We start from the raw sequence: 26658 nt of genomic DNA, 5'->3' as shown, positions 1-26658 counted from the left end.
AAAGAGTTCAGTCACTTTGACTGAACTCTTGTTTTATGCTTCTTGTGCCTTTTCTTCCCCAAGCATTTGCATGTGTTTCGCGGCTGCGTTAACTTGCTCATCGGCATGATAAGAGGACCGAACGAGCGGGCCTGCTTCACAATGACTAAAGCCTTTACTTAGCGCAATTTGCTGTAATTCTTTGAATTCATCTGGACTATAATATTTTTCAACCTTTAGATGACTTTTTGTAGGCTGTAAATATTGACCAATCGTCATAATATCCACATGATTAGCTCTTAAATCTTCCATTACTTCGATAATTTCTTCCTTTGTTTCCCCAATTCCAACCATTAAGCTCGACTTTGTTGGGATATTGGGCTGCATTTCTTTGGCACGACGAAGGAACTCAAGGGAACGATCGTATTTAGCCCGAGCCCTTACTCTAGGGGTCAACCGTTTAACTGTCTCGATGTTATGATTTAAAATATCGGGTTTTGCGTCCATTAGCAAACGTAGATTTTCTTCTTTTCCACCCATATCTGAAGGAAGAACTTCAATGCTTGTGAACGGATTTTTACGGCGAATCGCTCGGACTGTTTCAGCAAAGACAGCTGCCCCGCCGTCCCTTAGATCATCACGGGCTACCGCAGTGACAACGACATGTTTTAAGTTCATCAATTGAACAGAGTCGGCCACTCTTTCTGGTTCTTGCAAATCCAACTCGGTAGGCAAGCCTGTTTTAACCGCGCAAAAACGGCAGGCACGGGTACATGTATCTCCAAGGATCATAAAAGTAGCCGTACGTCTTTCTGCCCAGCATTCATGAATATTAGGACAACGTGCTTCTTCACAAACCGTGTGGAGATTTTTTTCACGCATCATTTTCTTTAAGCCTGTATAGGACTCATTGGTGTTAAGTTTTATTTTTAACCAATCCGGTTTTCTTAAAATATCTTCTTTCTTACTCATCTATTGCTACACCCCTTGAAGCTAGAAATGGATCTTCTTTGTCACTTTAACATACTGAAAAAATATCGACAAGCAAATCGGTTCATATTATCAGGACGAACAGTCTGAAATCAACAAAAATCTTGTTTACCATTTATTAACCATAATGAAATGGTTTAGAAAACATAAACTAACCTTGTACATTAATTGGAAGGAGGATTCTTGTGCGGGCTGTTCTATTATTGGGAACTTTTCTTTTATTCTTTACCACTTCATGGTCTGTTACGGATGTTCATGCTGCTGAGACAAATGAAACTAATCCATACCAAGAACGAATGAAGCTGTATAAGAAAGTTGAAACAGTTACACAAATTCCTTGGTACTATTTAGCGGCCATTGATCAATACGAAAGAAGCATCCGTCAGGTCCGCAGAGACTTACCTAAACCAGATAGCGTCATTGGCATCTATTTTCGTCCGGAAGAATGGGCAGGTTTAACGAATCCAAATCCATTGGAAGAAAACCCAGCTATCATCCAGTTTTTTGATGGAAAGGGTGTGGATGGGGATGGAGATGGGAAAGCAAGTCAAAAAAATGATGAGGATGTCCTCTATACGTTTGCTAATTATCTCCTATCATACGGTGTCGATCATGATAATATAAAAATCGGCTTATGGAATTACTATCATCGTGATAAGACGGTTAGTATTATTGCTGGAAAAGCAAAACTCTATAAACATTTTGGTCGAATTGATTTAGATACACAAGTATTCCCAGTCCCAATCCGCAGCAATCACAGCTACCGAAGTACCTGGGGGTCTGCCCGCGGCTGGGGAGGCAGGAGAATTCATGAAGGTACCGATATTTTTGCAGGTTACGGCGTACCGGTTCGAGCGACAAACTATGGCATTATTGAAATGAAAGGCTGGAACAAGTTTGGCGGTTGGAGAATCGGCATTCGCGATGTAAATAATACGTATCATTACTTCGCCCACTTAAGCGGTTTTGCTAAAGACTTAAAAATTGGTCAAGTGGTTGAGCCTGGAATGATTATTGGCGGTGTAGGAAGTTCTGGTTATGGCCCTCCGGGAACCTCAGGTAAATTTCCGCCTCATTTACATTATGGGATGTACAAAGACAATGGGGTGACCGAATGGTCTTTTGATCCATACCCTCATTTAGCCAAATGGAAGCGATTAGAACGGATGAATGCTCGTAAAAAATAGGACTTCCCATCGTGGATCGTCCTATTTTTTCGTATCCGACTTTTTGGTGTCAGTCTGTTTCTCAGGAAGTTGGATCGATGGAGTAATCCCGCCGCCTCCATTATAGAATTGCGGAACATCCCCTTGGATTAGCGAACCGTCGACAGGAATACTTTGCGTCAACTTGGTGATCTTAGTAGCAAACGGAGTTATGATTTGCACAGATACTTCGATATGAATGGAAACATCGACCCAGGTATTATTTATCCCTACTTCTTTTGTTTCTATTTTTACATCTGGCTCCACTTCACCAATAGCATGAAACTTGACTGGAATTTTCGGTCCTAAATTTCCTAATAAAGTAATATTGGTTGCTTGACCAAGCGGGACGTACCAAATAATCCCGTCTTCCTTCTCTGAGTTGTGTGTTTCAATTTCTACATCTGTTAACTGCTCAAGCGAAGCAAGATCGCCTTTTTTCGCTGCCTTCAGATTCTTTTGAATTTGTGCGGTTGTTTCCGCTAAGACCCGGTTTATATAAACAGTATTGAGCTTGACGTTTGATGCCTTTCCATTTTCACTTGGCAGAATCACAATGACATCATTGTCTTCCCCAGTATCTGTCGTCCGTTTTGTAATCGCCTTATTGATGACTAACGAAGCAATATTTCGGGTTTCAGAGGTAGCAATTCTCATTAAAGTTGGTTCAATCCCCTTATTAACAAGCCATAATCCTGTTGCAGTAGAAAAGAGAAAAAAGACAACCGTCAATAACATGACATAACGGAAAGGCAACGGTCCCTTCTTAGGTCGCCGAATGCGAAACTTCACCAAAAAAATCACCCCTTCAAGCTATATGTATGCTTTAAAAAGGGGAACTAGCCTAAAAACTTGGCTAAAAATTATCTTCTATGCACATAACCCTATTGGCAAATCTCATTCATACATCCATAGAAAAAAGCCTGCTTTCTATAGCAAGCTTTTTAAATCATTTTCATTAATGCGTCCTTGCCAATCATTCCAGGATGAATGCCTAATTCCTCAGCCTGATAGGTAACCGACTCTAACGGGGCATTCAGAAGCTGTTCTATTGTCCTTACTCCTACGGCACGACCGGCAATAATGTTACGGTCTTTTAGTTTTTCGTTTAATAATCCTATATCTAAAGCGCCGCACATGATATATCCTTTATCATTAGAGACAGATAGCAAGGTTGTTTTAGGAAGTAATACGGATACAGCGATAAACGTATGACCATTTATATTAATGGGTGAAAGATCAACCACAGATTCCCCACACTCCTTTCCTCTCTAACACATTATGATTAGAAACGAAAAAGCGTGTTATGTGCTATGATTGCTTTTGTAATTTCCATTTTAATATATCCCGAAGGAATTCCGGTAAGAAATAATTCTTTTCCTTATGAGGGAGAACATCCTTGAAAAAGTGACCAAACGTGAACATATCCGGAAGGGCTAAAGTGTAACTTCGTTCATAGTCCACTTCCTTCCCATCTACGAGAATACTTTCACCATCCATACTAATTCGGTCATAGACAAATGCCCCTAAAAGTGTTCCTCTGAACCCAAGACCTTTAATATGCCGATGGACTAAGTCTTCATTTTTTGTTTGCTTCACAACCTTTTCTAATTCTTTTCCAGTTAGTTCTACTACACAAGGATTAATTGGATGCGGACAGATAGTGAGCAAATCGAAAACCGTCACATCCCCTTTTAAAGACCCTAAGAGAAGACCAGAGTTAATCATTGCACAATCAGAGTTACACCATTCTCTTAACGCTCTGCAAAGCATTCGTGAGAACTCGGTTTCCTGAAATAGGTTAGTTTCCAGCGGCGTTGTTAAGGTGGTTACCTTTTGATTTAACAGAGATTTCCCTTTTGAAAAATAACCATCAATTTGTTCCTGCTCATTCTGAACCTTAGGTAGGTCTTTGCTATCGTATAAAACAGCATACTTATCAATAATGGTTTTCGAATCGTTCAGGTTGAGAGTCACGTGCCCTACAAAATGTCCAAACTTTCCGGCAGCGCCAAGGAGAGTATCTCCTACGAACTTTCCTTTTTCAAGAAAGTGATGGGTATGTGAGCCGAGAATGACATCAATGTCCGGGCATTCAACTGCTATCGATTCATCCTCTTCAAGACCGAGATGGGAAAGTAAAATGATGATATCTGATTCCGCTTTTAATGGTCCCATCCATTTCTTTAACTCTTGTATCGGTTCAGTTACCCTCCAGCCTAATAATCCATACAGATGTACAAAGGGAGCGGTTAGACCGATGACACCCACCCTTGTGCCCTTCTTTGTTCGGTAAACCTTGTATGGCTTAACCCAGTGAGGATATCCTCCGTTGGGCTGGTAAAGGTTTGCTAGTAGAACATCAAACTGGGCATGGTCATAAAGTTGATTTAAATCTTCATATGGGAGGTTAACCCCTTCATTGTTTCCGATCGTTACAGCTGTATATTGACATTCATTTAGAAGGTCAATGTTTCCCTTTCCCTTGGTTGCCTCTGTGAAAGGATGCCAGAGATCAATAAAATCGCCAATATCAAATAGAAACGTCTCCTCTTCTATTTGCTGATGCATTTCTTGTTTACCAGCTAGGAACTGTTTAATTCGCGGCCAGTTTTCTAAGTGACTGTGGACATCATTTGTATGATAAATATTTATCGTTTCCATCCTATCCCTACCCAAAAATTCCTTGATAAATTAATCGAATCCCAACAATGATAAGAATCGTTCGTAATATGAAGACAATCGTTTTACTCTTAAGCTTTGTATTGAAATACACACCTAATTTGGCGCCAATCCAAGCCCCAGGAACCAATGCAAGAGCATACATCCAGTTAACATTTCCTAAGGTAATATGCGTAATAGAGCTCAGCAATGAGGTGGGTAAAATCATAAACATCGATGTAGCTACCGCTACATGTGGTGGAAAAAAGAATACCAAAATCATCGTCGGAACCATTAAGGAGCCGCCGCCGACACCAAATACCCCCGATAAAAAACCAACAATAAAGGCAATCAAGATGCCAATTAGCGGGTTATATCCGTATTCAAAATTATTTCCCCTTTTATCTGTATACGTACGGATGATTCCCCGATCCTTCTGATAAGGCAATGGCTTTAATTTATCCTTAAGTAATAAAATAACCGAAATAAAAATAATAAATAGCCCAAAAAAGATATTAAACGTCTTCAAATGTAAACCTTCCGTTACCCACGCACCCAGGATACTCCCCGGACCGCTTCCAATCAGAAAAATCAAGCCGCTTTTATAATCAACGGTTTTGTGTTTCAAATAAGCTAAAGTGGACGACAAACCTGTAAAAATCATCGTAAACAAAGATGTCCCCACCGCAACCTGTGGTGTGATATGCCCAAAAGCGGGTAGGGTGGATAAATAAAGCAACGAGGGGACAATGACAATGCCTCCTCCTAACCCAATGAGCGAGCCTAATGAGCTTGCAATTAAGCCAATAAAAACGATTAAAATCCATTCCATGGTTTTCCTTCTCCTTCCCTCTGTCTGTTATGAATGCTGTTTATAATAAATCTAGCTGCCGTGGAGCAAGGTCTTTATATTCAATGTGTAAAAGATTAATCATTTCCTTGGCATTCGCTGCCGCATCTCCGCCTGAGTTATTGTTAAAGAGGAGATAGACATCTTTTGTATCCTTGGCTAATAACTGAATCGAATCTGCCCATTCTTCTAGCTCCTGCTGGTTATAGCGGTATAGGTAACGAACCTCACGCCAATCCACTCCCACTCGTTTTTGCCAGCCATGAAAATTGCGGCCGTGAAAACGGACGAGGACCTTCTCAGGGAAAGTCGACTGTAAAACGGTTGGGACGGAACCTTCTCCAGATTGTGGTTCATCACAAATACTGTGGATCCATTCTTCTTTGCTCATAAACTCTATTGTTTTTTGACGATACTGTGGGGCGAACCAAGACTGGTGTCTGAACTCTAATGCACACGGGAGATCCCCCATCTCATGCTTGCACCATCTTAGATACTGGACATTTTCTTTCGTACACGTAAACCATGGGGGAAATTGAAAGAGGGTCATTGCTAATTTATTCATTTCTATGTATGGTTCGAGTGACTCTTTGAAAACTCTGAACATCGTCTGTTTATTTTCAAACGGAATTTCTCCGCGCATATGTCCGGTCATTCCTTGATAGGCTTTAACGATAAACTGAAAGCTGTCCGGTGTTTCATTGACCCACTTTTCAGCATTTCTCCTAGGCTGAATGGCATAAAAGGCCGAATCTACTTCTACAATTGGAAAATGGCCTGCATACGCCTTTAGTTTGTCCCGTGAGGAAATGGGGCCGGGATATAAGCTGTCATGATCGCCCCAGCCTGTTACGCCGATATAGATCAAAAAACTCACCTCCAACTATTAATAATAGCATAACCATTTTTCGATGGTGGTAATTTTGAATAAAGGAAAAGGGAGTTTGGCCACATAAAAACCCGCCTGCCATCTGTGGCAAGCGGGTAATTTTTTAAAAAATATTAACCGATGGAGCCTTCCATCTCAAACTTGATGAGACGGTTCATTTCAACAGCGTATTCCATTGGCAGTTCTTTTGTAAACGGCTCGATAAAGCCCATTACGATCATTTCAGTTGCTTCTTGTTCTGAAATACCACGGCTCATCAAGTAGAAAAGCTGCTCTTCAGAAACCTTAGAAACCTTCGCTTCATGCTCAAGTGAAATGTTATCATTTAGAATCTCATTATAAGGAATCGTATCTGATGTCGACTTGTTATCCATAATTAAAGTATCACATTCGATATTAGAACGAGCACCATCTGCTTTACGTCCGAAGTGAACTTGACCGCGGTAGGTTACTTTACCGCCATGCTTAGAAATGGATTTAGAAACGATTGTGGAAGATGTATTTGGTGCTAAATGAATCATTTTTGCACCAGCATCCTGGTGTTGTCCTTTACCAGCAATGGCAATCGATAACGTCATACCACGAGCACCTTCGCCTTTTAAAATAACGGCTGGATACTTCATCGTTAATTTAGAACCGATGTTGCCATCAATCCATTCCATTGTTGCGTTTGCTTCACAAACCGCACGCTTGGTTACAAGGTTAAAGACGTTATTTGCCCAGTTTTGGATTGTTGTATAACGGCAGTAAGCATCCTTTTTAATAACAATCTCAACAACGGCACTGTGCAGAGAGTTTGTTGTATATACTGGTGCTGTACAACCCTCAACGTAATGCACGTGCGCGCCTTCATCAACAACGATTAATGTTCGTTCAAATTGACCCATGTTTTCAGAGTTGATTCGGAAATAAGCTTGTAACGGAGTATCCACCTTTACACCTGGTGGAACATAGATAAATGAGCCGCCTGACCAAACTGCAGAGTTAAGTGCAGAAAACTTGTTGTCTGTTGGTGGAATTGTTTTTCCAAAGTGTTCGCGGAAAATATCTTCATTTTCCCTTAAAGCAGAATCCGTATCTTTAAAGACGATCCCTAAATCCTCAAGTTCAACCTTCATGTTGTGGTAAACTACTTCAGACTCATACTGAGCAGAAACCCCTGCAAGGTACTTTTGCTCAGCTTCAGGAATTCCAAGCTTATCAAAAGTTGCCTTGATTTCTTCAGGTACTTCATCCCATGATTTCTCTGATTTTTCAGATGGTTTTACATAATAAGTAATTTCATCGAAATTTAAAGAAGTCATATCCCCGCCCCATTGCGGCATTGGCATTTTGTAAAAATGTTCAAGCGACTTCAATCGGAAGTCTAACATCCATTGTGGTTCGTTCTTCAACTTGGAAATTTCTTTTACTATATCAGCTGTTAAACCGCGCTTAGATCGGAATATGGAAACGTCTTTATCGGCAAAACCATATTTATAATCACCGATTTCCGGCATTTTTTTCGCCATCGTCGTGTTCCTCCATTCATAGAAAAGCGGAAGTGCCTTGCTCAGGCACTGGATCTGGACGTCGCCCTCTCACACCCGCTTTTTCTTATTTTTATTCTTTTTCTTCTTCTTTCAAACCCTTTTCCATTGCTTTCCACGCTAATGTCGCACATTTGATGCGGGCTGGGAATTTGGCAACACCTTGAAGTGCCTCGATATCGCCTAAATCGATATCTTCGTCATACTCTTTTCCTTGCATCATGTCAGAAAAGATTGTTGATAGCTTTAAGGCTTCTTCAATCGTTTTCCCTTTAATCGCCTGGGTCATCATTGATGCTGATGACATGGAAATAGAACAGCCTTCGCCTTCTTGCTTTGCGTCAACCACGATTCCATCAACCACCTTAAGTGTCAATTGAATCCGGTCACCACAAGTAGGGTTATTCATATTAATAGTCAGACTGCCATCATCTAAAACACCACGATTGCGTGGGTTTTTATAATGGTCCATAATCACCCGACGGTAAAGATTATCTAAATTATTAGAAGACATCGCTGAAATACTCCTTTGTTTTAACAAGTCCTTCAACAAGTTTATCTATATCATCTTCTGAATTATACAGGTAAAAGCTGGCACGTGCGGTTGCGGAGGCTTTTAGCCATCTCATTAAGGGCTGGGCACAATGATGTCCGGCACGAACCGCAATACCATCCGCATCAAGAACGGTTGCCACATCATGTGGATGAACATCACTTATATTAAAAGTGACAAGTCCAGCCCGCTTCGCAGCGTCAAGGGGACCATAAATGGTCATTCCTTCAACCGTTGCCATTTTTTCTAAAGCATAAGCAGCAAGTTTATGTTCATGCTCAGCAATCTGGTCTAAGCCCACCTCATTTAAAAAGTCGATGGCGGCGCCAAGACCAATGGCTCCAGCAATAATCGGTGTACCGGCTTCGAATTTCCAGGGAAGTTCTTTCCAAGTTGATTCGTACAATTGAACAAAATCAATCATTTCGCCGCCAAATTCAATTGGTTCCATATTCTCAAGGAGATGTTTCTTTCCATAAAGCACACCAATGCCGGTTGGACCGCACATTTTATGTCCTGAAAAGGCTAGAAAATCGCAATCTAAATCCTGTACATCAATCTTCATATGGGGAGCACTTTGTGCACCGTCGACTACCATAATTGCCCCATTTTCATGAGCAATTTGGGCAATCTCCTTAACTGGATTGATAACACCAAGAACGTTGGATACTTGCATAACAGAAACAACTTTTGTGTTTGCAGTAATGGTAGTACGGACATCATCGAGTGAAATCGTTCCATCTTCTTGAAGTGGAATGTATTTCAACTGGGCACCTGTCCGTCTAGCCACTTGCTGCCACGGAATAATATTACTGTGGTGTTCCATATACGTAATGACGATTTCATCGCCTTCTTTTAGGTTTGCTGCGGCGTAACTTGCTGCCACTGTATTAAGCGATGTTGTCGTTCCTCGGGTGAAAATCACTTCTTGAATAGACTTGGCATTGATAAACTTACGAACCTTTTCTCTTGCACCTTCGTAAGCATCAGTTGCTCTTGTTCCTAGTGTATGCACACCGCGATGGACATTGGAATTGATTTCACGATAATATCTTTCAACTGCCTCGATTACTTGGAGCGGCTTTTGAGATGTTGCAGAACTATCCAAGTATACCAATGGCTTCCCATTGACCTCTTGATCTAAGATTGGAAACTGCGCTCGAATATCTTTGATATTCATTAGCGTACTTTCCTTTCAATTACTTCAGTTAACTGTTTCTTTACTCCTTCGATTGGAAGCTGATTGACAACTGGGGCCAAGAATCCGTGAATGACTAAGCGCTCTGCTTCTTCTTTACGAATCCCGCGGCTCATCAAGTAGTACAGTTGAATTGGGTCCACACGTCCTACAGAGGCTGCGTGACCAGCCACGACATCATCTTCATCAATTAAAAGAATCGGATTGGCGTCACCACGAGCTTTTTCGCTTAGCATAAGTACACGTGATGTTTGTTCAGCATCCGATTTAGATGCACCGTGCTCAATTTTACCAATTCCATTAAAAATCGATGTCGCACTATCTTTAACAACACCATGATTTAAAATGTTTCCAACCGTATGTTTTCCGAAATGAACAACCGCAGTGGTAAAGTTCTGCGTTTGATCACCACGTCCAACAACTACAGTTTTTGTATCGCCATATGAACCATCACCAAGAAGGTTGGTGGTATTTTCAGAAATGGTATTCCCCTCATTCATTAAACCTAGGGCCCATTCAATTTTAGAATCTCTGCCAGCAACGCCGCGACGATTCACATAAGTAGTAATACCTTTAGCTAAGGTATCAACTGCACCATATCGTACGCTTGCATTTACATTCGCAACTACTTCAGTCAAGATATTAACCACTGCATTAGATGTTTCCACAGTGGAAATGTAGTTTTCTACATATGTTACTGCACTATTATCTTCCGCCACAACAATTACATGGTTAAACAAATTGGCCTCAGCATTGTCTTGGACAAACACTGCTTGAATTGGTTCAGAGACTTCTACATTTTTTGGAACGTATAAGAATACTCCTCCATTTACGAGGGCCGCATTTAGTGCCGTTAAACGATGTTCATCGGCATTGATCGCCTGAGTTAAATAATACTTTTTCAGTACGTCACCATGTTCTTTTGCAGCTGTAAAAATATCCGTAAAAATTACACCTTTGCTTTTTAGTTCTTCTGATAAAGATAAAAAAGCAGGAGTTTGATTTCGTTGAATATATAAATTTTTATTTTCGGCTTCCATGTCTATTAATTCTTTCACTTCTTCTGGTAATTCAGTCAGAGAAGTTATCGGAGCACTTGTTACTGTATGTTGAGTAAACTGGGTGAAGTTCCATTTATCAATCTTTGTTTTATCAGGTCTAGGCATTGGAAGTTGCTCGAAATCGGTTAATGCCTTAAGACGAAGCTCTTCAAACCAAGCAGGCTCGCTTGTTTCTTTTGAAAAGGAGCGTACATTTTCCTGATCAAATGGTAATTTGATTTCTGTTGTCATTGTAATCCTCCTAACCCTCTCTTACGCTTCTTGCCCAACTGTTTCATCTTCAATTCCAAGCTCTTGTTTGATCCAGTCATATCCTTCAGCTTCTAAGCGTTGTGCTAGTTCGGCTCCGCCGGATTTTACAACACGGCCCTGCATCATTACATGCACATGGTCTGGAGTGATATAGTTTAAAAGACGTTGATAGTGTGTTATCACTAAGCAGCCGAAATCTTTGCCGCGCATTTGATTGATTCCTTTTGATACTACCTTTAGGGCATCGATATCTAGTCCGGAGTCAATTTCATCTAAGATTGCAATTTTTGGTTCTAACATCATTAATTGCAGGATTTCGTTACGTTTTTTCTCACCGCCGGAGAAGCCTTCGTTTAAATAACGTTGTGCCATATCAAGATCCATTTCAAGGAATTCCATTTGCTTATCCATTTTACGAATGAATTTCATTAATGAAATTTCATTTCCTTCACCAAGACGGCTATTGAGTGCTGAACGTAAAAAATCGGCATTTGTAACGCCGTTAATTTCACTTGGATATTGCATAGCAAGGAATAGTCCAGCTCTTGCACGCTCATCTACTTCCATTTCAAGAACATTTTGTCCATCTAATGTAATTGACCCACTTGTCACTTCATATTTTGGATGACCCATAATTGCAGAAGATAAAGTGGATTTACCTGTACCATTTGGACCCATGATTGCGTGAATTTCTCCACCCTTTATTTCAAGGTTCACACCTTTTAAAATTTCTTTTCCATCAATTGCTACATGTAAATCTTTGATCGTTAATGTTGATCCAGCCATATCTATACCTCCAAAGAGAAAGTGTTGTATCATGTATTAGGGCTAATTCGATAACCCTATTCTCATTTTATTCTCATTCCAATCTTATAACAAATGAAATGTATTAGCAACTCTTAAACAGTAAAAACATAGCAACCATTTTCATTAAGCTAGTACCAATTGAGAATGAAAATCAATTTCTTAAGAAAATTCTGATTAATACTATTTCAGAAAAAACATTCGATTAAAATCATACCTCATTTTTTTACTATTTGCCAAGTGAATTCAGTTTTATCTTCATTCTATTTTTCCCAACGTACCTTTATAAATGTACAGCGCTTTTTGGCAACGGCATACAAAAAGCCAGTGTTTTCACACTGACTTTCTTCCTATATACAAATTACTCAGAAACCGGTACAACGGCACCTTTGTATTGTTTATGAATGAAATCTTGAATTTCTTTAGAATGAAGTACTTCTACAAGGGCTTTGATTTCTTTGTTATTTTTGTCCTCAGAACGAACGACAACAAGGTTTGCTGGAACAACGTCGTTGCCTTCAAATGCGATTCCATACTTTTTAATGTCAATATCGCCTTCTAATGCGTAGTTTGTATTAATAACAACCGCATCACCCTCACCGCTTTCGAAAGAAGTAGCTAATAACTTCGCTTCAACTAACGTTGAGAAATCAAGATTCTTTGGATTTTCAACAATATCCTCTACTCTTGCATTCACGCCAACGCCCTCTTTTAACTTAATTAGGCCAGCTTTTTCAAAAATTGGTAAAATCCGTCCATGGTCACTAAATGAATCACTCATAATAATTTTCGCACCTTTTGGAAGGTCCTTTAAGCTTTTATATTTTTTAGAATAAATTCCGATTGGTTCCTTATGAATACCACCAACACTTACAAAATCATAATCCTTATTTTCTTTCATTTGCAATTCTAAATACCCTGGTGTTTGAAAATAGTTTGCATCGAGTTCTTTATCCCTTAACGCCACATTTGGAAGGATATAATCTTGAAAAACTTGTACTTCTAGATCAATGCCTTTTTTCTTTAATAATGGTTTAGCCGCTTCTAATATTTCCGCATGCGGTACAGCAGATGCACCAACGACTAATTTCTTGTTACCATCTTTTTCTTCTGTTCCGTTTTTTGTACCAGCACACGCTGATAAGGCAAATACAACTAACGTAATCGCAATGAAACTAAATACTTTTTTCATTTTCTAACTCCTCCTGTTATCGTTTATCTGTTTTCTTTGTAAAATAATCCCCAACAAATTGGATGATAAAAACTAAAATTAATATCGCAATCGTTGCAACTAACGTAACAAACGGTCGATTGCGCTGAAAACCTTCAAGGTAGGCAAAATGTCCAAGTCCGCCTGCTCCAATGACACCCGCCATTGCTGTAAAGCCGACTAGTGAAATAGTTGTGACTGTAATCCCTGAAATTAATGCTGGCAAAGATTCCGGTATTAAAACTTTAAAAATAATATGATTATGTGTTGCTCCCATCGATTGCGATGCCTCAATGACACCTTTATCGATTTCCCTAAGGGCAATTTCCACCATTCGTGCATAAAAAGGAGCTGCTCCAATAATTAGAGCTGGCAGTGCCGCATTTGCTCCGAGCATAGTCCCAAGCAATAATTTTGTAAATGGAATTAATAAGACAATTAAGATGATAAAGGGAATCGATCTGAAAATATTAACAAACCCAGCAATAATAACATTAATTGTCCGATTTGCCCACAAATTTCCTTTATCTGTTAAAAATAACAGCAGACCGAGAAATAATCCTAAGATAAATGTAGCTAACACTGAAATGGAAGTCATATAAATGGTTTCACGTGTTGCTTCAATTAATTCATCCCACTTTACCATTTCCATAAAGTTAGCCATTACTGATCACCTCCACGCCGACTTGCTGTGAATGAATATAATCGATGGCTTTCTGTATTTCGCTGGCTTGTCCATCCAAATGAATAAATAATGTCCCATATGATCCGTTTTGCGTGTGAGAAATTTTCCCTTGAAGAATATTTACAACAACGTCGAAATCCCTGATTATATTTGTGATTAATGGCTGTTCTGTCGCCTCTCCAACAAACGTTAGCTGAACCACTTGCCCCTCGGGATAACGTTCGAGTAGATGATCGGTTGTTTCTTTCGTTTCCTCTGGTTCTGTTACCTGTTGGACAAAACGTTTTGTAATTGGCTGCTTCGGGTTTTTAAACACATCAAGCACCGGACCTAGTTCGACCACTTTTCCACTTTCCATGACGGCCACCCTATGACAAATTTTCCGAATGACATGCATTTCATGTGTAATCAACACAATTGTCAAACCCAGCCTTTTATTAATATCAACTAACAATTCTAAAATAGAATCGGTAGTCTGTGGGTCTAATGCGGAAGTAGCTTCATCACATAAAAGGACTTTCGGGTTGTTTGCGAGCGCTCTGGCAATTCCGACACGCTGCTTTTGTCCACCGCTTAGCTGGGACGGATAAGCATTTTCTCTTCCTTCCAGGCCGACTAATTTTATTAATTCTCTTACTCTTTTTTGGCGCTCAGGACCTTTGATACCTGCTATTTCTAATGGAAAAGCGATATTCTCACTAACTGTTCTCGACCACAGTAAGTTAAAATGCTGGAAGATCATACTGATCTCTTGACGTGCTTTTCGGAGTTCCGCACCCTTTATCTTTGAGACCACTCGGCCTGCGACTGTAACCGTTCCGTTAGTTGGCAGTTCCAGTCCATTTAACATTCTGATTAAGGTACTTTTACCAGCACCACTGTATCCAATTACCCCGAAAATTTCACCCTCTTGAATTTCAAGGTTTACATCATCAACGGCTCTTAGCTGCCCTTGTTTAGAAGGGAAGATCTTCTGAACATTTTTTATAGAAATCATTGAATCACCTGCTTCTTATTCAATTTACCTAAGATTCTGAAAGATTTTTCTTGTAATATACCGCTTAAATATAATATAGGGTTTGACGTTTTGAACAAAAAGATTCAATTTTAACAAAATAAAAGCCTTTCTGCGCAGGCAGAAAGGCATCATAAATAATAATCCTTTCTCCCATCTCCCAAAGCAATCGCTTTGTGTGAATTGGCACCATTTCAATAATAAATATTGACGGTTGCCGGGCTTCATCGGGCACATCCCTCCACCTCTCTTGATAAGAGCATCAAGTACTATATTCAATTAAAAAGTTCATTTATTTAAGTAATTATATTACAAAAGTTATCGTATCACGGATAAAAAGGGGTGTCAACGAAAAAAACTTCATATTCGGAAAATACGTTTGGGTCACTTTTAGGCATTTACATTTAGTGAGGTTAAACCAGTTGCTAAAACCATTGCTGATTCTAGGTCTTCAATTAAGTCTTCCACATTCTCGATACCAATGGAAAGGCGAATTAAATCTTCAGTTACACCTGCAGCTTTCAGGCCTTCGGCATCTAATTGCTGGTGTGTGGTGCTAGCAGGATGAATAATTAAACTTTTCGCATCGCCAACGTTGGCCACATGCGCCCAGAGTGTAACCGCATCAATTAATTTAGCACCGGCTTCTTTCCCACCTTTAATTCCGAAAACGACCATCGAACCCGCGCCTTTTGGTAAGTACTTTTTGGCTAATTCATAATCAGGATGCGATGGATGACCAGGATAAGAAACCCACTCCACTGCAGGATGGTTTACTAAATAAGCAACCACTTTTTGTGTATTGGCCACATGCTCTTTCATGCGAACATGAAGTGTTTCAAGACCAAGGACAAATTGGAAGGAGTTTTGCGGACTTAATGCAGGTCCTAGATCACGAAGTAATTGGACACGTGCTTTAATAATATAAGCCACTGCTCCGAGCGCTTCTGCATAAACAAGATCATGGTAACTTGCATCTGGGGTGGTGAAGCCAGGAAATTTATGTGAATTCCAGTCAAACTTGCCACCATCTACAATGATTCCGCCCGTGGTCGTTCCATTTCCTAATAACCACTTTGTCGCAGAATGGATGACAATATCGGCTCCATGTTCAATTGGCCGGCATAGGTATGGAGTGGCAAAGGTATTATCAATAATTAATGGGACACCTGCTTCATGAGCAATTTCAGCAACTTTTTCAATATCGAGGATGCGTAGGCTTGGATTACCAATCGTTTCAGCAAAAACAGCCTTGGTTTTGTCAGTGATAGCGGCGCGGAAATTGTCCGGATTTTCAGGGTCAACAAATTTCACGTTTATCCCATATTTCGGCAGCGTCACCGCAAATAAATTATAGGTTCCGCCATAAAGATTTGCTGCCGAAACGATTTCATCGCCAGCCTCAGCAATGTTTAAAATGGCGAGAGTAATGGCTGCCATTCCGCTCGCAACCGCTAGGGCACCAACACCACCTTCTAATAGGGCAACTCTTTCTTCAAATACAGTTGTCGTTGGATTATGAATCCGCGTGTATATGTATCCCGGTTCTGCTAGGCTAAAAAGATTTGCGGCATGCTCGGTATTCTTAAATTGGTAGGCATTGTTTTGGTAGATTGGAACGGCCCGGGCCCCAGTTACCGGATCTGGAGTTAATCCACCATGAACACTTAACGTTTCGAAACGATACTTTTTTTGATTTTCACTCATACTGTTTCCTCCTCGGTTTAAATAATTTTTGCAAAGTCTTCCTGTGCCTTTGTCAAATAAAAGATAGATTCAAGCAATAGCGTTGTGCGTAATGGGGCGGAAATACTTAGTTGGCCGTTTCGTTCAAGAGCTCGTAACCTTTCTTTCCCTTCTAATAGTTGCTTCATGGCTTTCAAGTCCCCACGAATCTCTGGTATCGTTTGGTTCTCTTCGCGATCATGAAGGATGAAAAATTCTCCATCCTTGATGATAATTTGAATGGCTTTTTGTTCACAAACCAAATTCGCTCGTAAATTGATATGCTCAAGTAACGGCAGAACATGCCCTTGCTGTTTAATGGCTATTTGAAAGGTTTTCAACACTTCTATCATTTCCACCACTCCGGTCTACTCTCTTATCTTAAATATACAGGAGACGGGCCTGAAATCCTCTTTAAAGTGGTCGACAATTATCTACTTTGGGAGGAGGGGAGGGAAGATTTCCTGAGAAATATGTCGGATTGAGAGAATTTTTTGAAAAGAGTCGGAAATTAGTCATAACTATTAGCTATTGGAGGGTGCAGAATTTTGTAAAATTAATTTATTCTAGATGAAAAGGATGTGAATTATGAGTTTTAAACCTCGTATTGAATCAGATGAAATAAAAATTTTAAGGTATCTAAACTTGCGAATGAAATTAGCGGAGAATGATAAACAGCGCTATCATAACCTTGTGAAGGGGTTTGAGGGTGAGGTTATGTTTGATGCATTGACTGAGAAACTTCAGTGTCCAAGTTTGATTCTAAACGACCTGTTACTTGAAGCTAACAATAGTAAATTCCAACTTGATTCTACGATTATTTTCCAAGAAAGGATATACCTATTTGAGGTGAAAAATTACGAAGGGGATTTTTACTTTGAAGGTGACCGATTTTACGCCCTCCCCAAAAAAGAATACAAAAACCCCCTGCTCCAATTACAACGAAGTGAATCCTTACTCCGCCAGCTTTTAGAAAACCTTGGGTACCGAATCCCTATTGAGGCTTATGTAATCTTTATCAATCCCCAGTTTACCTGTTATCAAGCTCCTCTTAATGAACCTATTATTTATCCAAATCAACTCAATCGCTTTATAAAAAAACTGAACATGCTTTCCTCAAACCTTAATACTCGGCATATGAGGCTAGCAGAAAAATTGGTTTCAATGCATCAGATTGAATTACCATATGATAGGTTACCTTCATATGAATTTGGTCAGATAAGAAAGGGGGGTACCTGCAAATTATGTAATTCTTTTTCGATAACTGTTCAAGGAAATAAGGTGATTTGTGATGTTTGTGGTTGCGAGGAGTTGGTTGATTCCGCAGTTCTAAGAGGGGTGCAAGAAATTACACTGCTGTTTCCTGAAAAAAAAATTACCACTATTTTAGTTAAAGAATGGTGTAATGTAATTGAGTCTAAAAAAACAATTAGAAGAATTTTAAAACAAAATTATAGTTTTGAGGGTAAGAAGGAATTTGGTTTCATTAATTTACATGACTAAGGACTTTTTTAACACTAGTAACACGCATCACAGTGACCATTGCTGATCTTTTTTCACCTCGATGGGCACTCTGCACGCCTTACAGAGACCGTTGCTGATCTTTTTTCACTTTGATGGGCACTCTGAACACTTCACAGTGACCGTTGCTGATCTTTTTTCACCTCGATGGGCACTCTGCACGCCTTACAGAGACCGTTGCTGATCTTTTTTCACCTCGATGGGCACTCTGCACGACTCACAGTGACCGTTGCTGATCTTTTTTCACCTCGATGGGCACTCTGCGCGCTTCACAGTGACCGTTGCTGATCTTTTTTCACCTCGATGGGCACTCTGCACGCCTTACAGTAACCATTGCTGATCTTTTTTTACCTTGATGGGCACTCTGCACGCTTCACAGTGAGTATTTGTGGGTTAAAAGCAATTAAAAACAGATGCAAGTCGCATCTGCTTTCATAATAAATGCTGTTTTATTTTTTCAAGTAAAAATGGTACGGAGTGAAAGGCGTAGAGTGTTTCTATTACCTCTCCAGATTTAACAAATACTAGGCAGGGGACACTTTCAATTTCAAATTCTCTAGCAAGGTCTGGGTAGAAGTTTAGGTTCATTTTTCCTATATTTAACTCTACCAGTTCCTCGATGACCTGGAGCATTTTTGATGCTACCTGACAGGTCCCGCACATTGGTGTATAAAAATAAACTAATCCTGTTGCCTTTCCATCAAGAAAGGCAGATAATTTGTTTCGATTCCATTCGTTCATTAAACTATTAACCCATTTCTAAAAATTCAGTATGAACATCGATATTTGCACCTAAAAGGACGGTGGCCAAGTGGTGAACTGGTGCGGTGGCTACCTCACGATACATCCGGTCAATATATAAATGTTCCGCTTGTGGCAATTCGCGCTTTAACTGCTTACGAAGCTTCTCACCTGAGAAGTCAGCATCAACTAAAATATAGACATCCTTATCTTCAAGGAATTCAATCAATTCATCTAATTTTGTAATACTGATGGTCCCATTGGTGCAAATAATTTCAACTGGTTCCTTCACAATTTTTTTTACCTTGTTTTTATCTGATTTTCCTTCGACAATAAGAACTTTGTCAACATACGAATCATTCATCATCCATCACCTGTATTAGAAGTTGTTTTATGTTAACATATTCTAAAATATTGATTACGTGTGCCTTCTTCTGACTATGTTAACCTTATCATTATTGTCTTTTTAAAAAATAGGGATCTGCCTACGAGGATACCCTGACTCTAATCCATTAGCACCAACCACCATCACCTCAATCGGCATGCTTAGCATCTGGTATTTCAGTCTTCGTGACATGCTGATAAATCTTTTGCTGTTCCACTTGAAAATGATGATCTAATTCCACTTGCATATGATCTGAAAGTTTCATTTTTCCAATTGGCATGCGATCAAGTAACAGTTCCATTTCGCCATTCTTCATTTTTCCAATGACTCGGTCGGTAACATCTACTCTTTGTTGCTTTAACGTCATGCTCCCACCCTCTTCATTATATTTATTATAAGGTTCCCTAAAATAGTAGAAGAAAAAGTGGGAATTTAAGAGAAAAAGCACCTCGACAAGGTGCCCTTCCGGATTAATTTAGTCTTCTTTAATCATTTCTTCATATTGCTCAGCCGTCATAAGCTTATCTAGCTCGCTGCTGTCGGATAGTTCAATCACAATCATCCATGCCTTTTCATATGGTGATTCGTTGACAAACTCAGGGCTGTCACTTAAATCTTCATTTACTTCCACGACTTTACCGCTTACAGGTGCATAAAGCTCAGAAACAGTTTTTACAGATTCAACACTTCCAAATGGCTCGTCAGCAGATACTTCATCGCCGACTTCTGGAAGCTCAACAAAAACGATATCTCCTAGTTCATGCTGCGCAAAAGCAGTAATCCCAACACGGACTTTTTCTCCTTCAACCTTTACCCACTCATGTTCTTCTGAATAACGTAATTCTTTTGGTGTACTCATTGCTAAATCCCTCCATTGTTTTTTCTAAAAAATCTATCATCGAAATAAATCGATTTCCATAGTAATGATGAAGATCTGGCTTATCGCCACATTTTTTCAAACTCTTCTTCTTTAAAGCCCACGGTAACACGTTCACCATCCGTTAAAATCGGCCGCTTGATTAGCATGCCATCGGAAGCAAGTAATTCTAGCAGTTCTTCATCTGTTGCAGACTTCATTTTATCCTTTATACCTAATTCACGGTATTTCATACCACTTGTATTAAAGAATTTCTTTAACTCTAGCCCGCTTTTTTGATAAAGATCCTGCAGCTCCTCACGACTTGGAGGATGTTCAACAATATGTACTTCTTCATAGGAAAGATGATGGGAATCCAGCCATTTCTTCGCGTTTCGACATGTGCCGCATTTCGGATACCAATAAAAAGTCAGTGACATTAATTTCACCGCCCTTTCCCGTTAAAAATCAATGACTTGTCTTTCGTCACTTGAATATTATCATAACGTTTTTTAAAATCCTAATGCAAAAAATATGTTCCACTTAAAAAAATTCGACTAATTTTTTAAAATTCCTTCCTTTTCTAATATAAAATTTAAGCTCCCTTCCTAGTAGAAAGAGAGCCCTGATAATTAAACGATATAGCGCTCGGCGTCGATGATAACATCTGCGGCTTCACGTTTTTTCGCAATGACATTAATTGGGGTGTGGCGGGTAAATTTGCGAAGCGACGACAACATCATGCGGAGTGTATCGCCTTGTTCCACGGCCACTAACGTTTCTTTTGCTATGGCTTCAAGCTCATTGAAGGCTTCTTGGCAGTAGATTTGTGTATAAAGAAGCTTTTGCTTGTTCTTATCTAAACCAGTTTTCGCAATCCCTTTTTCAGTACGTAACACAACGGATTCCATTGCATACACGTTTGAAATAAGGTCAGCGATATTGGCTAAAACTTCTTGCTCTTTATCAAGCGCTTTGCCAAATTTTTGGGCGGCTAAACCAGCTGCTAATAAGGCGATCTTTTTTGCATTTTTGACAAGATATTTTTCCTGTGCAAGCGGCTCGTCACCAGGCTCTTCTGGCATTAACATCATTAATTCCTCTTGCAGGGCCATTGCCTTTTGGAATATTGGAAGCTCGCCCTTGAAGGCTTTTTTCAATAAGGTGCCTGGCACTAACAGGCGGTTAATTTCATTGGTTCCTTCAAAAATACGTTGAATACGTGCATCACGATACGCTCTTTCAATTGGATACTCCTGCATGAAGCCATATCCACCATGAATTTGAACGCCTTCATCTGTTACATAAGCCAATACTTCACTGGCAAAGAATTTATTAAGTGAACATTCAATTGCATATTCGGCAATCGAATTCGCCACTAATTTAATGTCCTTTTCTTGCTCAGTTGTTAGCTTACCCTGGTTCTCTTCGTACAGACCAATGGTCCGGTAGACAGAGCTTTCGGCTGCATAAATCTTCGAGGCAAGTGTACCGAACTTTTCTTTTGTTAAATTGAATTGTGAAATTGGTGTTTTAAATTGCTGACGGCCATTTGCATATTTAACGGTTAATTCGAAGGCTTTCTTGGAACCACCGACACTTCCAACCGCTAGCTTATAACGCCCAATATTCAGGATGTTAAAGGCAATCACATGACCTTTTCCAATTTCACCTAATAAATTTTCAACAGGAACGGGAACATCTTCTAAAATGAGTGTTCGAGTAGAAGAACTCTTAATTCCCATTTTCTTCTCCTCAGCCCCAGTAGAAACTCCTGCAAAATCCCTGTCAACGATAAATGCGGTAAATTGCTCGCCATCAATCTTGGCATAGACAACAAAAACATCTGCAAATCCTGCATTGGTAATCCATTGCTTTTCTCCATTTAAGATATAATGTGTACCTGCAGCATTTAATCTAGCCGTAGTTCTGGCACCTAGTGCATCAGAACCCGAACCTGGTTCAGTTAAGGCATAGGCCGCTAGTTTCTCACCAGATGCTAGGGTAGGTAAATATCTTCGCTTTTGATCCTCGTTCCCGAATAATACAATTGGTAGCGAGCCAATCCCTACGTGAGCCCCGTGTGAAAGTGAGAATCCGCCGCCTCCCGCCATTTTCTCGGTAAGTAGTGATGAGGTAATCTTATCTAAGGCTAGGCCTTCATATTCCTCTGGTACGTCAACCGCTAAAAGACCAAGTTCGCCTGCTTTTTTAAGCAGTTTTACCGTACGATCGAACTCATGGTTTTCTAAATGTTCGAGCTGTGGGACCACTTCTTTTTCAACAAAGTCTTCTGCTGTTTTCGCAATCATTAAATGTTCTTCTGTAAAATCCTCCGGTGTAAATAGTTGCTCATAAGAGATATCTTCAATTAAAAAGCTTCCGCCTTTAATGATTTTTTCTGTCTGATTTGTCATTATTTATTCCTCCTAATCGTTGATTAGAAAGGGGCAGATAGCAGCCCCTTTCTAAAAGTTAAATGCTTGGGACAGTTAGAGTAATTCAAATACTCCTGCCGCTCCCATTCCTCCGCCGATACACATTGTTACAACACCAAATTGTTGGTTGCGGCGTTTTAATTCGTGAATAAGCGTGAGTGTTAATTTAGCACCAGTACACCCAAGTGGATGTCCTAGGGCGATAGCGCCGCCATTGACGTTGACGATTTCTTCGTTTAGACCTAATTCACGAATGACTTGAAGTGATTGGGACGCAAAGGCTTCATTCAATTCAAACAAATTAATATCGGATAATTCTAGTCCAGCTAGTTTGACCGCCTTTGGAATCGCGACAACCGGGCCGACACCCATGATTTCAGGTGGAACACCGCCAACAGCAAAAGAACGGAATTTTGCTAACGGCTTAAGGCCAAGTGATTCAGCCTTTTCCCGGTCCATCACCATCAAAGCAGCCGCCCCATCACTTGTTTGTGAGGCATTACCAGCCGTTACCGATCCTGTCACAGAGAAGGCAGGGCGGAGTTTACCCAAGGTTTCTAGGTTAGTATCAGGACGAACACCTTCATCCTGTGAAAATTGAAGCGTTTTTTCAACAAGTCTATTGTCATTGCCGACAGTTCGAATAGTCACATCTACAGGGACGATTTCATCGACGAATTTCCCTTCGGCAATCGCCTTCGCCGCTTTCTGATGGCTTCTTACCGCAAAGGCGTCTTGGTCCTCACGGGAAATGCCATATTTCAGCGCCACTTGCTCGGCTGTGTGACCCATACCCATATAATATTGCGGAGCCGTTTCTGCTAGTTTAAGATTGGGACGGACGACATGACCCATCATCGGGATCATACTCATCGATTCCGCCCCTCCAGCGATAGCTGTATCGGTGTGGCCAAGCATGATTCCCTGTGCAGCATAAGCAATTGCCTGTAATCCTGAAGAACAGAAACGATTGACTGTGATGGCAGGCACTGTATATGGAAGTCCAGCTAAGGCCCCAATATTGCGGGCCATATTGTTGCCTTGCTCTGCCTCAGGCATGGCACAGCCAATGATTAAATCATCAATATTTCCTTCATAGTTCCCAGCACGCTTTAATGTTTCCCTTACCACCAATGCTCCCAAATCATCCGGGCGAACATGGGCAAGCGTACCCTTCTTCGCTTTCCCTACCGGGGTCCTTGCTCCGGCAACGATAACCGCTTCTCTCATGTTAGTTCCCTCGCTTTCTGTCAAATTATTAATCTATTTTTTCGTACGGGCTCAGGGGGCTGAGCCCTAGAATGTTAGTTTCTTAACGGTTTACCCTTCACAAGCATATGCTGCATGCGCTGCTGAGATTTTGGCTCTGCAATTAGGCTTAAGAACGCTTGCCTTTCAAGATCCAATAAATATTGCTCATCTACTTCTGTCCCGAATGGCACTTTTCCACCTGCAATCACATAGGCGACCTTCTTAGCAATTTTTAGATCATGCTCTGAAATATAACCAGATAGGCGCATGGCTTCTGCACCAAGTAACAAGGTCGCATAACCCGTTTCACCGACGACTGGAACTTTACGGCGAACCTTTGGCATGTAACCTTTTTCATGTAAAGCTAGGACAGCCTGCTTCGCATCATAGAGTAGATGATCATTATTGAAACTAATTCCATCAGACTTACTTAAGAAATTATTTTCCCTAGCTTCTTCCGCGGATGTAGAAACTTTTGCGGTGGCAATCGTTTCAAACACTTTATTGGCGATCGTTTGCAGGTCAAACGGCACTCCGTTTGGAAGGTTATCTAAGTGTTTCATATAAAGCTCTTTGTTTCCGCCGCCGCCTGGAAGAAGACCGACACCGACCTCCACAAGACCCATGTACGTTTCAGCGGAAGCTTGAATGTGCGTAGCCGGCAAGCAAACTTCTGCTCCGCCGCCTAGTGTCATCCCAAATGGAGCAGCGACGATTGGTTTAGAGCTGTATTTGACTTTCAGCAAGGCACTATGGAGGTGGCGGACAATCATATCAAGTTCATAAATATTGTCATCCTGGACTTCCATGAGCATCATCGCCAAGTTCGCACCGACACAGAAGTTCTTTCCTTGGTTGCCGATGACAAGTCCCTTATAATTCTTCTCGACTTCCTCCACGGCATAATTTATCATTTGAACGATATCGAGACCAATCGCATTATTTGGTGAATGGAACTCTAAAAGGGCAACCCCATCTCCAATATCAATCAGGCTGGCCCCGCTATTCTTTTTAATAACACCTTTTTGTTTCTTTATTTGCTTAAGGTCAAGGGCCTTCGGATTAAATTCCACTAATCGATATTGACCATTATCATAGAAGAACCGTTCGCCGTTTTCTTCTATATAGAAGGATGAATGTCCTTTTTCCAGCATTTCCGCTACCCATGCTGGAACTTCAAGACCGGCTTCCTTCATTTTTTGAACGGATTTTTCAACACCGATCGCATCCCATGTTTCAAATGGGCCTGTTTCCCAGCCGAAGCCCCACTTCATAGCGCGGTCGATGGAAACGATATCGTCGGCAATTTCGCCTAATAGCTGAGCAGAGTATACAAGCGACTGTGTCATCGTATTCCATAAGAATTGACCTGCACGATCATTCGCGTATACAAGCGCTTTCAATTTATTGACGGTGCCTTTTTCTTGCTTCGCTAGTTCAACTCCAGGTGTGGAGAGCTTTTTACGCGGACCATATTCTAACGTCACAGGATCTAGTTCAAGAATGTCTTTTCCTTTTTTCAAAAAGAAGCCTTGACCCGATTTGCTTCCAAGCCAGCCTTTTTCCACCATTGCTTTTAAGAAGGCAGGGATTTCAAAAACTTCCTTTTCTTTGCCTTCAACTTTTTCATAAACGTTATTAGCGACATGATAAAAAGTATCCAATCCAACTACATCAAGTGTACGGAAGGTGGCACTTTTTGCGCGGCCAATGAGTGGACCGGTGATGGAATCAACTTCGCCGACACTTAAGCCCGCCTTCAGCATTTCCTGAACAGTAATAAGCAGACCGTAAGTGCCAATCCTGTTCGCGATAAAGTTTGGCGTATCCTTAGCCACAACTACACCTTTTCCTAATACATCCTCACCGAAAGTTTTCATGAATGAAAGTACTTCTGGAGCAGTATATTGAGTAGGAATCACTTCAAGCAATTTCAGATAGCGCGGCGGGTTAAAGAAGTGCGTGCCAAGGAAATGTTTTTGGAAATCTTCGGAACGGCCTTCGACCATCGCTTCTACTGAAATTCCTGAGGTATTGGAACTAATTATGCTGCCCGGTTTCCGGTATTGATCAACCTTTTCAAATACCTGTTTCTTAACGCTAAGGTTTTCAACCACCACTTCAATAACCCAGTCTACATCTTTCAATTTGACTAAATCGTCTTCAAGATTGCCTGCTTCAATCAGGGCCAAATTCTTTTTCACTGCGAGTGGGGCAGGTTTTTGCTTCAATAATTTTTGGATAGAAGTTGTACTGATTCGATTGCGCACTTGTTTATCCGCTAACGTTAGTCCCTTAGCTTCTTCATCTTTCGTTAGTTCACGTGGCACGATATCTAATAATAGTGTTGGAATGCCGATATTTGCGAGATGGGCAGCAATTCCTGACCCCATTACTCCAGATCCTAGGACAGCTGCTTTTTTAATTAATTGGTTCAACATTGTCTCCCCCTTCAAGCTTTGAATGAACACTCATTCATTTTTTAGCCAAAAAAAATTCACAATTGAATGAGTCTTGTTACTACTTACTATAAAATATTTCGAAAATTTGTGCAATCATTAAACGCGGAATTTTGAAATTTTTTCGAAAAATAAATTTTTAAATATTTTTACATAAAAGGGTATCCTATTATCTGAGGTGATAACGATGGCAAAAATGAAAAAGGAACCTTCTAAAGCAGGGGTAAGTGCGGCAAGTGTGAAGGGGAATGGCGGGCCTGGCAATGAAGAGGCTCATCTTGATAAAAAAAACAGCCAGAACAATCAATATAAGCGATAAGAAAAAACAGGCTGATTCGTTCAGCCTGTTTTCTATTTTTGCATAAAAGTTCCTGTTTGAGAGACCATATAGTCGTATAGAT

General features: G+C 40.4%; 27 protein-coding genes and 1 riboswitch. Of the genes, 3 read left to right on the top strand and 24 right to left on the bottom strand.

All coding sequences use genetic code 11. The features are described from left to right. Window positions 1-33: 33 nt before the first annotated feature. A complete protein-coding gene (gene lipA, locus ACJ004_RS10455; RefSeq protein ID WP_410892862.1) occupies window positions 34-951 on the bottom strand; it encodes a lipoyl synthase in 918 nt (305 codons plus the stop codon). Between the two features lie 203 nt (window positions 952-1154). Between lipA and ACJ004_RS10450 the strand changes: the two genes are divergently transcribed. Then, complete coding sequence (locus ACJ004_RS10450) at window positions 1155-2156, top strand: M23 family metallopeptidase (protein ID WP_410892861.1); 1002 nt, start codon at window positions 1155-1157, stop codon at window positions 2154-2156. Window positions 2157-2177: 21 nt separating this feature from the next. Here the strand turns inward: ACJ004_RS10450 and yunB are convergent, their stop codons facing one another. The 15 genes from yunB to ACJ004_RS10375 form a co-directional block, all read right to left on the bottom strand. Beyond that, window positions 2178-2969 (bottom strand): sporulation protein YunB, encoded by a 792-nt coding sequence (yunB, locus tag ACJ004_RS10445; RefSeq protein WP_410892860.1) that lies wholly within the window; start codon window positions 2967-2969, stop codon window positions 2178-2180. 149 nt (window positions 2970-3118) lie between these two features. Continuing rightward, the gene (locus tag ACJ004_RS10440; RefSeq protein WP_410892859.1) at window positions 3119-3421 is read right to left on the bottom strand and encodes a YunC family protein; all 303 of its coding nucleotides are present in this window, start codon (window positions 3419-3421) and stop codon (window positions 3119-3121) included. A gap of 64 nt (window positions 3422-3485) precedes the next feature. Then, complete coding sequence (locus tag ACJ004_RS10435) at window positions 3486-4838, bottom strand: bifunctional metallophosphatase/5'-nucleotidase (protein ID WP_410892857.1); 1353 nt, start codon at window positions 4836-4838, stop codon at window positions 3486-3488. Window positions 4839-4845: 7 nt separating this feature from the next. After that, a complete protein-coding gene (locus tag ACJ004_RS10430; protein WP_410892855.1) occupies window positions 4846-5667 on the bottom strand; it encodes a sulfite exporter TauE/SafE family protein in 822 nt (273 codons plus the stop codon). Between the two features lie 40 nt (window positions 5668-5707). Further along, a complete protein-coding gene (locus ACJ004_RS10425) occupies window positions 5708-6553 on the bottom strand; it encodes a DUF72 domain-containing protein (RefSeq protein WP_410892854.1) in 846 nt (281 codons plus the stop codon). Between the two features lie 134 nt (window positions 6554-6687). Then, window positions 6688-8085, bottom strand: coding sequence for a Fe-S cluster assembly protein SufB (gene sufB / locus ACJ004_RS10420; RefSeq protein ID WP_410892852.1), 1398 nt, complete (start codon window positions 8083-8085; stop codon window positions 6688-6690). A 91-nt stretch (window positions 8086-8176) separates the two neighbouring features. After that, window positions 8177-8617, bottom strand: coding sequence for a Fe-S cluster assembly sulfur transfer protein SufU (gene sufU, locus ACJ004_RS10415; RefSeq protein ID WP_410892851.1), 441 nt, complete (start codon window positions 8615-8617; stop codon window positions 8177-8179). Beyond that, on the bottom strand, window positions 8607-9836 hold the full coding sequence (locus tag ACJ004_RS10410) for a cysteine desulfurase (RefSeq protein WP_410892850.1): 1230 nt from the start codon (window positions 9834-9836) through the stop codon (window positions 8607-8609). Before ACJ004_RS10410 ends, sufU begins: the two co-directional genes overlap by 11 nt. Further along, entirely contained in the window at window positions 9836-11146 is a 1311-nt protein-coding gene (gene sufD / locus ACJ004_RS10405) for a Fe-S cluster assembly protein SufD (protein ID WP_410892849.1), read from the bottom strand. Before sufD ends, ACJ004_RS10410 begins: the two co-directional genes overlap by 1 nt. 21 nt (window positions 11147-11167) lie before the next feature. Then, on the bottom strand, window positions 11168-11953 hold the full coding sequence (sufC, locus tag ACJ004_RS10400) for a Fe-S cluster assembly ATPase SufC (protein ID WP_410892848.1): 786 nt from the start codon (window positions 11951-11953) through the stop codon (window positions 11168-11170). 379 nt (window positions 11954-12332) lie between these two features. After that, window positions 12333-13163 (bottom strand): MetQ/NlpA family ABC transporter substrate-binding protein, encoded by an 831-nt coding sequence (locus ACJ004_RS10395; RefSeq protein WP_410892847.1) that lies wholly within the window; start codon window positions 13161-13163, stop codon window positions 12333-12335. A 16-nt stretch (window positions 13164-13179) separates the two neighbouring features. Then, window positions 13180-13845 (bottom strand): methionine ABC transporter permease, encoded by a 666-nt coding sequence (locus tag ACJ004_RS10390; RefSeq protein WP_410892846.1) that lies wholly within the window; start codon window positions 13843-13845, stop codon window positions 13180-13182. Further along, on the bottom strand, window positions 13838-14863 hold the full coding sequence (locus ACJ004_RS10385) for a methionine ABC transporter ATP-binding protein (RefSeq protein WP_410892845.1): 1026 nt from the start codon (window positions 14861-14863) through the stop codon (window positions 13838-13840). Before ACJ004_RS10385 ends, ACJ004_RS10390 begins: the two co-directional genes overlap by 8 nt. A 168-nt stretch (window positions 14864-15031) precedes the next feature. Further along, window positions 15032-15141: riboswitch (SAM riboswitch) on the bottom strand. Window positions 15142-15271: 130 nt separating this feature from the next. Beyond that, on the bottom strand, window positions 15272-16588 hold the full coding sequence (locus tag ACJ004_RS10380) for an O-acetylhomoserine aminocarboxypropyltransferase/cysteine synthase family protein (protein ID WP_410892844.1): 1317 nt from the start codon (window positions 16586-16588) through the stop codon (window positions 15272-15274). Between the two features lie 17 nt (window positions 16589-16605). Beyond that, entirely contained in the window at window positions 16606-16959 is a 354-nt protein-coding gene (locus ACJ004_RS10375) for a hypothetical protein (RefSeq protein WP_410892843.1), read from the bottom strand. Between the two features lie 235 nt (window positions 16960-17194). Here ACJ004_RS10375 and ACJ004_RS10370 point away from each other — a divergent pair, with 235 nt between their 5' ends. Further along, entirely contained in the window at window positions 17195-18109 is a 915-nt protein-coding gene (locus ACJ004_RS10370; protein ID WP_410892842.1) for a nuclease-related domain-containing protein, read from the top strand. A gap of 450 nt (window positions 18110-18559) precedes the next feature. Here the strand turns inward: ACJ004_RS10370 and ACJ004_RS10365 are convergent, their stop codons facing one another. From ACJ004_RS10365 to ACJ004_RS10330, 8 genes are all read right to left on the bottom strand, one after another. Next, window positions 18560-18868: a thioredoxin family protein gene (locus ACJ004_RS10365; protein WP_410892841.1), complete on the bottom strand. Its 309-nt coding sequence runs from the start codon at window positions 18866-18868 to the stop codon at window positions 18560-18562. Window positions 18869-18875: 7 nt separating this feature from the next. Then, a complete protein-coding gene (locus ACJ004_RS10360) occupies window positions 18876-19232 on the bottom strand; it encodes a toprim domain-containing protein (RefSeq protein WP_410892840.1) in 357 nt (118 codons plus the stop codon). A gap of 169 nt (window positions 19233-19401) precedes the next feature. Further along, window positions 19402-19620, bottom strand: coding sequence for a YusG family protein (locus ACJ004_RS10355; protein ID WP_410892839.1), 219 nt, complete (start codon window positions 19618-19620; stop codon window positions 19402-19404). Window positions 19621-19728: 108 nt separating this feature from the next. After that, window positions 19729-20112, bottom strand: coding sequence for a glycine cleavage system protein GcvH (gene gcvH, locus ACJ004_RS10350; RefSeq protein WP_218347696.1), 384 nt, complete (start codon window positions 20110-20112; stop codon window positions 19729-19731). Window positions 20113-20192: 80 nt separating this feature from the next. After that, window positions 20193-20549, bottom strand: coding sequence for an arsenate reductase family protein (locus ACJ004_RS10345; protein ID WP_410892838.1), 357 nt, complete (start codon window positions 20547-20549; stop codon window positions 20193-20195). Between the two features lie 192 nt (window positions 20550-20741). Beyond that, complete coding sequence (locus tag ACJ004_RS10340; protein WP_410892837.1) at window positions 20742-22526, bottom strand: acyl-CoA dehydrogenase family protein; 1785 nt, start codon at window positions 22524-22526, stop codon at window positions 20742-20744. Window positions 22527-22601: 75 nt separating this feature from the next. Beyond that, window positions 22602-23777, bottom strand: a complete 1176-nt coding sequence (locus tag ACJ004_RS10335) for an acetyl-CoA C-acetyltransferase (RefSeq protein ID WP_410892836.1) — start codon at window positions 23775-23777, stop codon at window positions 22602-22604. 74 nt (window positions 23778-23851) lie between these two features. Continuing rightward, window positions 23852-26239 (bottom strand): 3-hydroxyacyl-CoA dehydrogenase/enoyl-CoA hydratase family protein, encoded by a 2388-nt coding sequence (locus ACJ004_RS10330; protein WP_410892835.1) that lies wholly within the window; start codon window positions 26237-26239, stop codon window positions 23852-23854. A 205-nt stretch (window positions 26240-26444) separates the two neighbouring features. On the opposite strand from ACJ004_RS10330, the gene ACJ004_RS10325 reads away from it, so the two are divergent. Next, entirely contained in the window at window positions 26445-26576 is a 132-nt protein-coding gene (locus ACJ004_RS10325; RefSeq protein ID WP_081825604.1) for a YuzL family protein, read from the top strand. Window positions 26577-26658: the final 82 nt, after the last annotated feature.

Origin of the sequence: Neobacillus sp. 204 (genome assembly GCF_046562815.1) — a bacterium.
GTDB lineage: Bacteria > Bacillota > Bacilli > Bacillales > Cytobacillaceae > Neobacillus.
The sequence above is the reverse complement of the archived record's forward strand: the minus strand, read 5'-3'. Positions and strand labels throughout refer to the sequence as shown.